We start from the raw sequence: 13,271 nt of genomic DNA on the forward strand, positions 1-13,271 counted from the left end.
GGAGATTAACCAAGCGGACGGCAATTTTTGATGCAAATTCCCATGCGCGGTGGCAAGGTGCACTGGGGATATAAGGAGGCGGGGAGCCTGATGTACGCAAGTATGAGCCAGAAGCTGGCCAGCTATGGCCAGTGGACATACCGTGGCGCGTGGGCGCTTGAGATAATAGCTTCAATCATTGGCCTTGCCACTGGTCTTGTATTGGGCGTCCAAGCCTTCGAAGCAAGTCAATCTGCAACCGCGATGGACCTCATTCTGGCCAGCGCGCCGTTCTTCATCGTCTCGATCGCAGAGCTTACGAAGATTCCGATCGCGACCCTCTTGTACAGCGCCTCCTGGTTCTGGAAGCCTTTTATCCTGGTGTTTCTCCTGCTTCTGGCCGGTATCACTTTTGAGACGGTCTTGCTGGGCTTGGAGCGCGCCGGCACCCTTCGTGAACTGCAATATGAGGAGCTGGCGGATGGGATCGACACGCTCAACAGAGAGAGCGCGAAGCTGACTGCCTCGGATCAGGCAGCTCAGCAGACTGATCAGGTCGCGAAGGCAAGGGCGGATTTGGAAGAGGTGAATGCGCTTGCCGACAAGGCTCGTAAGGAAATCCAGGACCGTATCGCCGACGTCGACACCGAACTCCAGGCTGCCACCGTATTGACGCCTCAGGCGGCCAGAGCACGGGAACAAGTCCACGAGAGCGAGCAGAGGCGAGCGGACTTGGTCGCCGAGCGCGATGGCAAGGTTAAGCAGGCTGTGGGGGAGTTTGAAGGGCAAAGGGACAGTTTCGTCCAGCGGATCAAAGACGCGCGAGAAGCCGGCGACGCTGCGTCCGTGAAGCACTGGGAAGACGAGATCGGAAAACTTGCCAATCCTCGCGCCAAGATGGAGGCGAGATACGAACCGCAAATCCTCGCCATCAATCAAGAGATCGCGGCTGCCCGAACAGAGTTCGACCGCCTGAGGGTTGAAAGCCCTGAGATGACTGCCGACCAGAAACAGGTGCTTCAGAACCGCCGAAGTGACCTCGAAAAGTCACTAGACGCCACGTCCGCGGATTGGGAGCAGCGCCTCAATCAGGCGCGGAGCACGTTGGCTTCCGCCCAATCAGCGGAGGCCTCCCAGGATAAGGTATTGGCTGCAAATCAGGCGCGGCGCGACGAAATAGCGACCCAGTTGAACGGACTCGAAAAGAAGCGCATCCCGCTTGCTCGCACAGACCAGATCAGACGCATCGCGGCTCGCTGGTATGGCGAAAAGCCGGAAGAAGTAAGCGAGGCCCAAGCAGGAAAGGTTGCGGCAATCTGGTTCGGCTCTCTCGCCGTAATTGCCGGATTGGCCGGTCCGATCACTGCCATGGTGGCGCTCGGCTTGCAGAGAATAGCAGCACAGGCCGAAGACCGCTCCGAGAGCCGACTGTCGAGACTGATTAGACGGATGCTAATAAGATGGCGCTGGCGCCGAGTTCGCACCGTCAAGGTCCCTTTTGAAGTGGTTGTCGACAGGGAGGTCGAGAAACGGATTGAGGTTCCAGTCGAAAAGGTCGTGAAAGAAATCCTCTATGTGCCGGTTTTGACCGACGATCCGGATGCTCTTCGAAAAGCGCTGAACGAGGATTTGCCGGCCGAGGTCGCCGATCTGGTCAAGGTGTCTACAAAGGGTGGCCGCAAAAGTGCTGATCCGGCATAACACGGCGCTTCTTGAGCGTGCTGTCGATCTGGTCGTCAAACAGGCGGCCATCCCGACGCTGCAGGCAGAGGCTGCGGCGTATGACAAGATCGCCCGCGCAAACGCGTTCAGGAGGATGATGACAGGCGGTGCGATCGCTGTCGCTGCTGTTGGTATCGGTTACGGGGCGGCGCTGTTCTTCGGACGAGACTACGGACTTCCACCTGTCATAGACACGACGCAAACCGAAAAACGCGATGACAGGATACCAACGACGGAGACAGTACCCCAGGAAGGTAAGACGGAGCGCACCAAAGCACCTGCCCCCGAAGTGTCTCCTAAACCGGAGACCACAACCCCGACGCCGGCTCCAAAACAACCCGATGTCATAACTGCGGACTTCAACAAGTTCCTCACTCGAGAAATCGACTGGCAGGGTTCGCACTGGTCGTTGGTTTCTGGCCATCATTTCAATGACGAACACGACGCGACTTGGGACCATGCCTGGTGCTACACACGCCGGCTCGTCAATGGCGTCGACGTAAACGCAGACCTGGTGAACCGGGCCTCCCCAACGGCGAGGCCTCAAGCGCCGGTTTCTCCCGCGACGACTCTCGCATCCATCGGGCTGAATGACGCATCCGCTTTGGAACTCGGATCGAAATGTGTATGGCTCGACAAAGGCACCTTTAGCGCTAGTGACTATGAGGCTCCCGCTGGCAGAGCCGAGATGGCCAATAAACTCGTTGCCCAGGATGGCTGGGATGCGATGGGCTTCGACCTGCCGAGTATGCCGCTATGGAATGTGTCATTCGACCAATGTCAGACCCAATGCGAGGGCGACAATCGTTGCTCAGCTATCACATACGACAAAAAGCATTCTGCATGTTTCATGAAAGGGGACGCGTCTATTTTGGTGAAGGATCCAGATGCCACCATGGCAGCGAAGCAGGCTGTTGCGGGTAAGCTGCAATACTCCAGTCTCGTTTTCTACAAGAACACCGTTGTGGTGGGCGACTCTTATTCGAACGTCCCTGGCGCATACGCCGATTGTGTCATGGCATGTGCGGCGGATCAGAAGTGCTTGGGCTTCAATTTCGACTCTCCGAATAAGATGTGTTCAATGCTGGATCAGGTAGACTCGCTGTCCCTGTTCAAGGGGGTGGCTTCGGGGACAAAGACTGCAGGGAATTGACGATCATCGGCCTTAGGCGGCCTACCCGCACAGGCGGACCTTATGTTGGCTTGTAAGGGCAGTGGCGCATCTTCCTCTTGGGGAGTGAGGGGTGTGGACAAATACCGATACGACAATCGGTCCGACCAATGGCGCAAACGGAGAGGCGCACAGCGACGGCGTGCTCGTAGGCTGGCAGGCATTCCGAAGCGGCTGGTGTTCGTGACAGTGGCGGCGACGGCCGCCTTCGTGGCGCAGTTTGTCGTTCAGCACAGTGAAGGCGCACTCGACCTCAACGTATCCCACTGGATTGGGCGTACTCCGGAGCCGATCACCGGGGTGGCTTCTGTCATCGACGGCGACACGATCGAGATCCACGGACAGCGCATCCGCTTCAACGGCATCGACGCTCCTGAGTCCGGGCAGCAGTGCGACGACGCCAAGGGCTTTCGATATCAGTGCGGCGTAAAGTCGGCCGCTGCCCTTGATACGTTCCTGACGCTCTCCAGGCCCACTCTTTGTACGTTCGTCTCGTGGGACCGTTATGGCCGCTATGTCGGGGACTGCCACCGCGCGGACGGCAAGAGCATCGCCGGATGGCTGGTTGAGAATGGCTTGGCCCTGGATTGGCCCAAATACAGCCACGGCGCCTATGCGAGGCAGCAGGCGAAGGCAGAGGCGGCCAAAGTCGGTCTGTGGGTTGGTGCCTTTCAGGCGCCCTGGGATTGGCGCGCAGAGCATGCCGGGGGCGTTAAGCCATCCACTGTCAAGCCGCTCGGGATCATCAGCCGCCCTCCGGTGGCGCAGAGCTACTCCTGCCAGCCGCGCCGAACGTGCCCGCAAATCAGTTCTTGCGATGAAGCGAACTGGTATTTGGCCAACTGCCCCTGGGGCGGCAAGCTCGACCGCGACAAGGACGGCATTCCGTGCGAGAGCCTATGCTGAGACATGTGTCGGGTCCCAGTACAAGAGGCTCTTTGACAGTCATTAAGCCTGACGAGACCGCCTTAGGCATTTCTCTCGAATACAGCCGTCCGCCGATATTCAAATCTGAATTTCAAAGTATAATGGCCGGGGTGGAGATTTTCGACCAGATGGGGCCGCACAGCGCAGATCCGATTACAATTGAGATTCCGCCGAACTTTCGCAGTTTTGTGGATGGCGCGTTAGTTCGTGTCCAAGCTCAATATCCATCCCTTAGATTTGTCGCATCGGCTGCTGGGCTTGAGGTGGCTTGCATTTCTCCGGGTGACATGGATGTCGTGCGCAAAAGCGTGCTCCATGCCGTTTATCGAGAGAAGATCTACGTTGAGACGCTGCCGCTTCGGCAAGCCTTGATCGAAGCGGTGACTGCGAAATGACAGTGTGGCCACTTAAGTTTCGCGAGCGTGGCGATGGCGAATTTCTCTTAACCGACGATGCAGGCGGGTTCTTCCTCAGCGATCAGTTATTTCTCGAACGGTATGTCGGCAACAAACTATCGGCTGACGATCAGACTTTTCTTCGTGAAAGTGGCCATTCGTTCGAACGGAAAGGCGACCCCGACTGGACGGCTTTTGCGTATCGATGGGCTCGACGCCAATCAAAACAGCAGGAACTTTCATACGTTATCCTCGTGCCTACCCTGCGCTGCAATCTGACGTGCGGCTACTGTCAAGTTTCCCGAGCGCCGGAAACTGCACAAGGTTTCGACTGGAGCGACGAGACTCTGAACGCGATTCTCCGCTTTATCGGAGCGATGAAGGGGCCACGGATTAAAGTCGAGTTTCAGGGCGGCGAACCTTTGCTGCGTGTCGATTTGCTTGAACAGATACGCTCATTCACCCGAGCGAGGTTTCCTGGCAGCCAATTTGTGGTCTGCACCAATCTCCAACGCCTCGGCGAGCGAGAATGGGCCTACCTCGATCAAGCGGACACTTTCGTCAGCACGTCGCTAGACGGAGATCGAAATAGCCATCAGCGCCAACGCACCGAAGATGATGCGACAACCGATGCGTTCTTCAACAACCTGGCCGATGCTGTGCGTCGCCTTGGACCGGGCAAGGTATCCGCGCTCCCCACGATCGACGTGGATGCACCGCCGGATTTCGGGGAGCTCATCGGCAATTTCGAGCGCTACGGAATGCAATCGATCTATCTCCGACCGATAAACCACCAGGGATTCGCTCGCCGCCGAAAAACCAATCCGCATTCGACAGCCAAGTGGAATGCACTTCATTCCAGCTTCATCGACTACTTGATTGATCGGAACCATCGCACTGGTCACTACGTCGAGGAGTATTATTTCAGCCAGTGCCTAAGGAGATTCCTCAGATCGGGGACCGACGATCATGTCGACCTCCGCAATCCCAACTTCTTTGCTTCGGACTACATAGTCATTGATCACGACGGGCGGCTTTACCCGACGGATGAAGCCAGGATGCTTTCGCGCGTAGGTCGCGTCGATCTGTCGATCGGCACGGTGACGGTCGGCATTGACCAGGCCAAGATCCAGTTGCTCAATAGTGCCTCGCTCAACAACTTTGATCCGGACTGCATCCACTGCGCCTATCAGCCCTTCTGCGGGACAGACGTTGTTGACGATCTGTCGAGGGAGGGGCGAATTGACCTGCCTCGCACCGATACTTGGTTCTGCCAACGACACATGCACCTCTTCGACAAGGTTGTAGAGGTTATCAGTCGGCGGGATGAAGCCGCGCTTCAATCGGTCGCCAAATGGGCTGGTGTGCCATCTTGGGGGGATCACATGATCACGGTGCATACATGATCCCACTCCGCGTCAAGATCGAGACTGACGTTATCGAGCCATATGTGGTTCGGCTGCGGTCGTGCGAAGGAATGCCTGAGCCGCTGGGCAACGTCAGTTCTCTGGACGCAGTATTGGAAACCGCAGACGGTGAAAAGGCGCACTTTGAGGGGGCTGCGGGAAGCCTTCACTTGTTTGGGATCGACCCATCCGAGGTGGACGGTGATGTTGTGTTTGTCGTGCCATTCCGCAAAGCGGCACATCGGCTAATTCGGGCGAACTCTCGCCACAACACGCTTTTGATCACCGAACGCTGTGACCAGCTATGCGTGATGTGCTCGCAGCCGCCGAAACAGCAGCACGTCGACATGTTTCCGTTTTTCGAGACGGCCGTGCTTCTGGCGCCGGAGAATTCAACGATAGGCCTGTCAGGCGGAGAGCCGACGCTTTTCAAATCGGAGCTGTTCGAATTCTTGCGAAAGACGATGGAGCAGCGGCGTGACATCGATTTTCACATCCTGACCAATGCTCAGCATTTCGAAGCCGATGATCGCGCCAAGCTCCGCGCTTTGGATCTAAGCCGGATCCTTTGGGGGTTCCCGTCTATTCCAGCGACAGCGCGATTCACGATCATGTCGTCGGAAAGCCAGGGGCCTTCGATCAGGTCAGGAACAACCTTTCGCTCCTTTGCGAGGCTGGGGCAAAAATCGAGTTGCGAACCGTCCTCATGAAGCCCAACGCACCCGGGCTGCTGGACCTGGCCAAGTTCGTTACGGTCGCCCTACCATTCATCGACAAATGGGCAATCATGCAGCTCGAAAATATCGGCTATGGCCGAAAGAACTGGGATTCCCTGTTTTTCGACAGTTCCCTCGGCTTCGATTTGGTGAGCAAGGCGCTGGATTTCTCGATCAGCCGTGGCATCGACACCAAGCTCTACAATTTCCCGCTGTGCACTGTTCCTCCTGACTATCGCGCATTCGCACCATCCACGATTTCGGATTGGAAACGGGCTTATGTTGAGGATTGCGTTAACTGCAGTCTTCGCAATCAGTGCGGCGGCTTCTTCGAATGGCATCCAAAAGTGCATGGATATGGAAGGTTTGGTGTCGCATGAAAAAGCGGTTCTTCGCGATCCCATCCTTGATCGCTGCTGGGTTTATGCCGATCGAAAGCGTCGCAATGCCGCTCGCGCCAAGTGGTGATAGCGGCAAGACAAAATCGCTTTTTGATATCTTCAAGCTGGATCACAGATACACGTTGGCTGGCCATAGCTCGCACAGCAGCCATAGCTCCCACAGCAGCCACCGATCTTCATCCGGAGGCACCTACTATCCGCCGCCGGCAGATTCGGCACCCGTCTATCAGGCACCCGCGCCTACCTACCAACCGCCCATTGCGGCGCCAGTACCGGCTCCTCTTGCGACGCTTCCTGGAAACGCCAACCGGTTCAAAGAGATCGTATTCCAGGTTCAATTCGCGATGCTTGCGTTCGGCTACTACAATGGGGAATTGGACGGAACGATGAGCCCCGAAATGAGGGCCGGCTTGTTGAGAATGCAGTCGGACTATAATCTCAAGGTCACAGGTACAATCACCCCAGAAACGTTAACCGCGTTAGGGATCGTGGCCAACTGAGGACTTCCGAGCGCTGCGTTCTGGCGTGGAACTCCCGCGGCGTCGCGACGACGTATGCTCGAAAGTGGCCAGCAGAGCCCCTCCCGACCTGGCCTTTCTGGCGCAGGTTGAGCGATAACCACTTTGGCGAAGGGTTTCGGGCAGGCAATGAAACGCCATTCGACGCGGTTTTTTTGTTGTGAACTCACTTCGCTGTCGCTGACGATCATACTCGGCCGGCTGCGCTCGGTGATGAGCCGGTTCTATTCGCCGGCAACCCGCATGCCCGAGAGAGACGTATCAACGATGAGAGGCAGGCAATGTCATGCTGGTGGGGAGTACGAACGTGCATCCACGTGTCATCGATGCGAAGCTTCAACTCGGGGATCGCGAATCTGGCGTGTGTAGACCGATCCACTTGTCCTTGACAGTCGTCCCGCCTTTATTTTGTCACCTGCAGGTTGAGACGCATGGCCGAAAGGTGACCGATCACCTGTAGGATGCCATAACTCGCCACCACAACGTCGTGTTCGGCTTTGGCCTGATTGATCTTGCCGGCGATGACTGCGGCCTGGGCGTTGAGAACGTTGAGCGTGGTGCGTTGCCCGACATCGCGCTCCTCGATGACGCCCTTCAGGGCAAGCTGCGCAGCGGCGGTCACCTGCCTGTTGGCCGCTACCGTTTGCCGGGCTGCGCTGTACGTGGTCCATGGTGCAATCACTTGCTGACGCACCAGATCGCGGCCGACATCGACTTCGATCCGGGCCTGACTAAGCGATTCCTTGTTCCGTCGTACAAGCGCCGAAGTGCGGCCACCCGAATAGATCGGTATGGTCAATGTCGCGCCGATGCTGGCTGAATTGGTCGTGCCGTCCTGCTGACTCGATATAGGCAAGGTGTCGCGATAGGCGCTTGAGACGCCGGCCGAGGCGGAGAGTTGAGGCAGCAGCGCACCTTCGGCCGATTTCACCGAAAACGCTGCCGCGTCGACCAGATGCTGCGAGGCCAGGATAGCGGGGTGCTCGCTTGATGCAGTCACGATTGCCGCATCGAGGCTCGGCGGCAAAAGCCTCGTCGGCGGCGAAGCGGCCCTGAGCCTCCCCGGCTCGTGGCCGACGAGCTGACGATAGGTCGCCGCGCTCACCATGAGCTGCTCACGGGCGGCGGCCAATTCCGCCACGGCGGACGCGCGCGAAGCGTCGGCTTGAGCGACGTCGGTACGCGTAACCTCGCCAACCTCGAAGCGGGAACGCGCAGCTCGCGCCTGCCCGGTCAGGAACCTCACGTTTTGCTGCGTCAGAACTGCTATCTGCCGGTTGCGAATGACATTCATATAAGCCTGGGCTGACTTGAACAGAATGTTCTCTTCGGTGTTATGCAGGCTTTCGACCGAAGCTCTGACCTGCGATTCGGCGGCGGCGACGTTGTTCCTAGTCTGAAAACCGTCGAACAGCGTCTGTTTGATCTGGACGCCATATTCGCCGGTGGTCTTACGCGCGTTTTTTATTGCTCCCGTTCACATGGCTGCTGGATTGACCGATGTTCGCGGAACCCTCGATCGTCGGGCGCCACCCTGACTTGGCGATGGCTACGCTCTCCTCGGTAACGCGGACCTTGGCGCGGGACGAATTCAGAGAGGAATTGTTCTGGTATGCCTCCGATAGAGCTTCCAAAATGCTCTCGGCGGAGGCGGCGTTCGAAGATAGCGGTGCAGTCGCTAGAATGGAGAATGCCAGTCCCGCCAGTCTCTTACTTGGTCGCAAATTCACTTCTGAACGCTGGACAATCGCGGCGGCACAGCAGCTATCAGCCCACGCACGGGCCCGCTTTGAACGCACCCGCGCCCCCATCTGCGCAGCCACGCTTCGTACCGCGGTAAGCTTTTTTGCGAAGGGTGATAGATTGCACAAAAGATTATTTCGATCGATGTCATCCACACCATGGATGCAACCGCTTCCCGCCTGAGCACCATTGGATCACCACATTCGCACCCAAAGAGGGCGGCCGCATCAGTTTGCGGTCGCTGGGGTCGAGATCGAATGAGCTTGGCCCGGGGCTAAGCAGGCCTGCATACCGTCGCAGGTCTCGATGCTCCCATCATAGTTGGTGTCCTCAACCGTGCCTGATGATCGTAAGCGCCTTTCCAACGCGGCCGCCCTTAGCCACTATCTCCGTTTAGGGGGACAGCTATGGACGGACCAATGTATCAGCTCCTAAAGGAGCAACTTGCCGCAACCATTCACGCGCTGAGGGTCACAACCTTCAATAGCGGCAACGCCGTCCAGCGGCTCATTATGGCTCTTTACGCCACCATCATCGAGCAGATCGATAGCGCAGTCGCGTTGGTCGACTCCGGTCGCTCTACAGGCGTTGAGGCAATCTTGCGCTCGTGCCTGGAGGCTCATGTCGACCTACTGAACTTGGCGTCAGACCCGGCGTATGCCGACCAGATGCAAGCTCATTACCATCAGCAGTTTCGGATCGTTTGCCGCGAGGCGATCAAGAGGACCAACCCGTTTCTTGCCGCGATTGAGGCCGAGGCGCCAGCGCGTCTTGCGGAACACGAGAAGGAGCTTGCGCGGCTCGGGAAGCCACTGGACACCAAGACCCGCTTCGACATGGCGGGAATGGGCGACATCTACCGATCGATCTACAACAGCCTGTGCTGTGAGACCCACAACAACATGCGGGCGCTGATGGATCGCCATTTCGCCAACCAGGGCTCGGACGAGTTACCAATTTTCCACATCGCGATATTCACCAACATGGAGAAGGTGGATTTCGACGCGGCGATCGACACCTTCCTGTCAATCCTCACCGGCTCTAACCGCACCGTTCACCACTACCTGGGTTCAGACCAACTGGAGAAGCTGGAGGTGTATGCGCAGCGGCGGGCGGAAATGCCGGTCGCTGCACCAGTGACCGCGTCCATTCCAGCAGAGCAGCCTCCGTCCCATAAATAGCCTCGAGCCTCTTCTCCCCTTTAGGGATGGCGTGACCATAAGGGAGGTCTGACTGTGAAAGTGATGCCGCCAGCACAAAGGAATAGCTTCAGAAGGGGGAGCACGTTGTCCCATGCCTTGGCCGTCACGGGGATGATGGATTTCGGCCGGCGACCAGCAGCGTTCACCGGTATCAGGAAAAACCACCACGCAGCCTGGGGCGGCTATGCGGGGTAACGATCAGCGGCATTCACCCCAACACGATCCCACCTAAACGGTCACTTGCGGGAAGGATCGTTCCAGCGCGTGTATCGACGGAACAGCGAAGTTGGGTCCGGCTTCTCCTCCGGCTTGGGCTTCACCAGCTTCTGCGGCGCCATGTGGTATTTGATGGCGTCCTTGCCGAGGCAGATTTGCTTCAGGTTTTGCACGAACAGCGACACGTCGCCGAAATAGTTGGGGTAGGTCTCCACCAGGCCATCCATCCGGTCGACCTCAACCATGACCACGCGGGAGTCGTCCTGCCCTGTTTCGACCAGTCGCTCTATGGCGCTCACCAACGTCGAGGCGTCGCCCTCGCTGCTGAACGATGTGACATCAACCGTCTTCTCAACGCGGCGGTAGCGGATCACATAGAACTGACCCTTGTCGTAGTCGTAGTTCTCGGCGTAGTGCGCCAAAATCTTGATGTTATCGAGCAGCTGCGCGGCACCCAGAACGTGATCCAGCTCCCGCAACTCCTTCAGGCAGTCGCTGCGGCTCGGCATCCCCTGCGGACCGGCGCCTCCTTCCACGCGGGCAAACTCTCCCGACATGAGCTGAAACAGCCTTAGCCAGTTCACATCGCCTTTGTGGTGCTTGATGTCCTGCCCGAGAAAGAGCCCGACAGCTTCCACGGCGGTTGCCCATGAATGCTGGAGCCGGGTCCGAACCTGAAGCTCAACACGCCGTCGCTCGCCCTTTTCGAAGTCCAGCGCAAAGTGGTGACTGCGGTAGCCATCGTCTTTCGGCGCGTCGATGTAGGGTGACTGACGTCGGATATTGTGCGGAAACTCGTCGCTGATGGATGCGAGCAGCTTTCGAACGCCATCCATGTTGTCGAGGATCGCCCTGCAACCGGCGATGTCCTGTATCTGGTCGAGATGGATAGGCGTCGTGGAGAGCTTACGGCGAATGGCTGCCATGCGCTTCACGCGGCCAGCGGTTATGCCGTTGCACCCCAGTGTTCGCATCCGGGCTATGACGGACTGGCGGACGCTTCGCATCGGGTAGACGTGCGACTCTCGCCAATCGTTGGCGACCGAGAACACCCGGTAGAGTTCGTCCTTCTCCGCCCTCGACATGTGTTCAAACCCAACGATCGGTTGGCCGAGTCTTTTTCCGGCAGGCCGCACTTCATTGCCGGCGAGGATTGCTGCTGCTTGCATCGTCAGAGTTTGAGTCTCTATTGAGGATTGCGCACCATAGCCTGATTCCGGAAGTTCTGCATCCGTTCTTGCGCGCCCTTCACAGAAATCGCTAGTCAGCTGGTCGAACTCTGGCCCGTCCGACAGCCTCATGTATGCATCGAACCCGGCAAGGCGTTCGTCGGTGGCTATTCGCTTCGGGCTCGCCACGACCGAATGCCTTCGGCCACGTTGCGACGGTTCAGGTTGCCCCAATCCTGCCCGGCTTCCATCTGGTAGTCCAGCGATCCGCACCAGCGATGCTGGCCGTAACCCGGCGTGTAGGCGGTCGAGCTCTTTTTGCCGCTTGGCGAGGGAATATGTGCAGGAATTCGAGCTGGGAGAACAGAACGTGGGAGACCCGAAGTTCTTCACGGATTTGTCGATGATGGTCGGGTCATCCATAACCCGCTGGAACTGCTTAACCCGAAGCTCTTTCGCTTAGTGGCGAAGACCCTCGTCCCGGCTCAGCGCTCCAATCTTCAGTTTCAGGTCGCCGTTTTCATGCCACTTGACGACGTCCTTGACGCGGGCCCGCCATGTACGAAGCAGTTCGTAGGGGCTGAAAATCCACATCTGCGACTGGGCGTTGAGGAAGGCGAGTAACAAAGGATCGAGCTGTTCGTGGAATCGCTCTGCAACGCGCCGTGTTCTAGGGCTTGTTGAGATTCATTTGGAGTTGATGACGGCAGCTGCGAGATGAATGATGGCATTGAAGCTCTGGTCGGTTTTGTCGGCGCGCATGGCGATGCGTTTGAATTCTTTGAGTTTGCAGAAGAAATTCTCGATCAGATGACGCCATTTGTACATCTCGGCATCGAGCGGGATCGGCTTTGTTCGGCGCGGATGCTGGGAAATGACGATCTTGGCGCCACGCTCGTTCATATCGGCGATGATGGTGTTGCTGTCGAAGGCTTTGTCGGCGATCAGAGCGCCGAAGGAGAGGCCTTGGATGAGCGGTTCGACGCCGACCGTATCGAAGCGCTGGCCCGGCAGCAGGACAAAGCGCACGAGATTGCCAAGCGCGTCGGTAAGCGCCAAGATTTTGGTTGTCATGCCGCCCTTGGAGCGACCTATGGCCTGGCTTTGAGTCCCCCTTTTGCGCCCTGGCCGTGTCGATGGACCTTGACGATGGCGGCGTCGACCATGGCGTATTCCATGTCCGGCTGGCCCGAGCAAGCCTCGAAAAGCCGAATGAAAACATCGGCTTTGACCCAACCTCGGTATCGCGTGAAAACGCTGTTCCACTTTCCGAAGAGGGCAGGCAGATCACGACACGGACTGCCAGTCCGCACGATCCAAAGAACCGCTTCGACGAACAGGCGATTGTCGTGGCCGCTTCGCCCAGGATCCGCTGGCTTACCCAGACAATGCGGTTCCATCTTCGCCCACTGGGCGTCCGTCAGCACGAATCGTTCCATCCGAAGCTTGAATCACGATCAAGCCAGAATGGGAATCATGAATATCAACAGGCCCTAGTCGGGTGATGAACTGGTCGACGATAGAGGCGTTGGTTGCCTGCATCCGCAAATATGGGCCGTCGAACAGCTGTAGCTCGGACACCGAGGCCTCCAGTGCCGACCAGTTGCTCCTCCAACCCATCCCGTTTGCGCCGGCGCTTCGTGCTCGAACTCAAGGAGATCGGTGTGCGCCGCCCACCTCAAAGTGCTCGGGTTCTGCTTCGGACC

At 57.9% G+C, this 13,271-nt stretch carries 11 protein-coding genes and 1 pseudogene; 9 read left to right on the forward strand and 3 right to left on the reverse strand.

Annotation, left to right across the window (positions count from 1 at the left end; translation table 11 throughout):
• Positions 1-30: 30 nt before the first annotated feature.
• The 8 genes from ACVDG8_RS11525 (at position 31) to hxsA (ending at position 7,217) form a co-directional block, all read left to right on the forward strand.
• The gene (locus ACVDG8_RS11525; protein ID WP_447254828.1) at positions 31-1,680 is read left to right on the forward strand and encodes a hypothetical protein; all 1,650 of its coding nucleotides are present in this window, start codon (positions 31-33) and stop codon (positions 1,678-1,680) included.
• Entirely contained in the window at positions 1,652-2,854 is a 1,203-nt protein-coding gene (locus tag ACVDG8_RS11530) for a PAN domain-containing protein (RefSeq protein WP_455707693.1), read from the forward strand. Before ACVDG8_RS11525 ends, ACVDG8_RS11530 begins: the two co-directional genes overlap by 29 nt.
• 195 nt (positions 2,855-3,049) lie before the next feature.
• The gene (locus ACVDG8_RS11535; RefSeq protein WP_447254830.1) at positions 3,050-3,778 is read left to right on the forward strand and encodes a thermonuclease family protein; all 729 of its coding nucleotides are present in this window, start codon (positions 3,050-3,052) and stop codon (positions 3,776-3,778) included.
• Positions 3,779-3,810: 32 nt separating this feature from the next.
• Entirely contained in the window at positions 3,811-4,194 is a 384-nt protein-coding gene (locus tag ACVDG8_RS11540) for a hypothetical protein (RefSeq protein WP_447254831.1), read from the forward strand.
• Positions 4,191-5,600, forward strand: a complete 1,410-nt coding sequence (gene hxsB, locus ACVDG8_RS11545; protein ID WP_447254832.1) for a His-Xaa-Ser system radical SAM maturase HxsB — start codon at positions 4,191-4,193, stop codon at positions 5,598-5,600. The genes ACVDG8_RS11540 and hxsB overlap by 4 nt, the downstream gene beginning before the upstream one ends.
• Positions 5,597-6,310, forward strand: coding sequence for a hypothetical protein (locus ACVDG8_RS11550; protein ID WP_455707694.1), 714 nt, complete (start codon positions 5,597-5,599; stop codon positions 6,308-6,310). The genes hxsB and ACVDG8_RS11550 overlap by 4 nt, the downstream gene beginning before the upstream one ends.
• A complete protein-coding gene (locus ACVDG8_RS11555) occupies positions 6,307-6,696 on the forward strand; it encodes a hypothetical protein (protein ID WP_455707695.1) in 390 nt (129 codons plus the stop codon). Before ACVDG8_RS11550 ends, ACVDG8_RS11555 begins: the two co-directional genes overlap by 4 nt.
• Entirely contained in the window at positions 6,693-7,217 is a 525-nt protein-coding gene (gene hxsA / locus ACVDG8_RS11560) for a His-Xaa-Ser repeat protein HxsA (protein WP_447254834.1), read from the forward strand. The genes ACVDG8_RS11555 and hxsA overlap by 4 nt, the downstream gene beginning before the upstream one ends.
• Before the next feature lie 354 nt (positions 7,218-7,571).
• Here the strand turns inward: hxsA and ACVDG8_RS11565 are convergent.
• Positions 7,572-8,941: pseudogene (locus ACVDG8_RS11565) on the reverse strand (TolC family outer membrane protein).
• A gap of 456 nt (positions 8,942-9,397) precedes the next feature.
• Here ACVDG8_RS11565 and ACVDG8_RS11570 point away from each other — a divergent pair.
• Positions 9,398-10,159, forward strand: coding sequence for a DUF5677 domain-containing protein (locus ACVDG8_RS11570; protein ID WP_455707696.1), 762 nt, complete (start codon positions 9,398-9,400; stop codon positions 10,157-10,159).
• Between the two features lie 257 nt (positions 10,160-10,416).
• Here ACVDG8_RS11570 and ACVDG8_RS11575 read toward each other — a convergent pair whose 3' ends face one another.
• Both ACVDG8_RS11575 and ACVDG8_RS11580 read right to left on the reverse strand, forming a co-directional pair.
• The gene (locus tag ACVDG8_RS11575; RefSeq protein WP_455707697.1) at positions 10,417-11,988 is read right to left on the reverse strand and encodes a RelA/SpoT domain-containing protein; all 1,572 of its coding nucleotides are present in this window, start codon (positions 11,986-11,988) and stop codon (positions 10,417-10,419) included.
• Positions 11,989-12,252: 264 nt separating this feature from the next.
• A protein-coding gene (locus ACVDG8_RS11580; protein WP_455707698.1) for an IS5 family transposase occupies positions 12,253-13,004 on the reverse strand; the annotation gives its coding sequence in 2 pieces (ribosomal slippage) (positions 12,253-12,674 and positions 12,674-13,004; 753 coding nt in all).
• Positions 13,005-13,271: the final 267 nt, after the last annotated feature.

Source organism: Mesorhizobium sp. ORM8.1 (assembly GCF_053005525.2).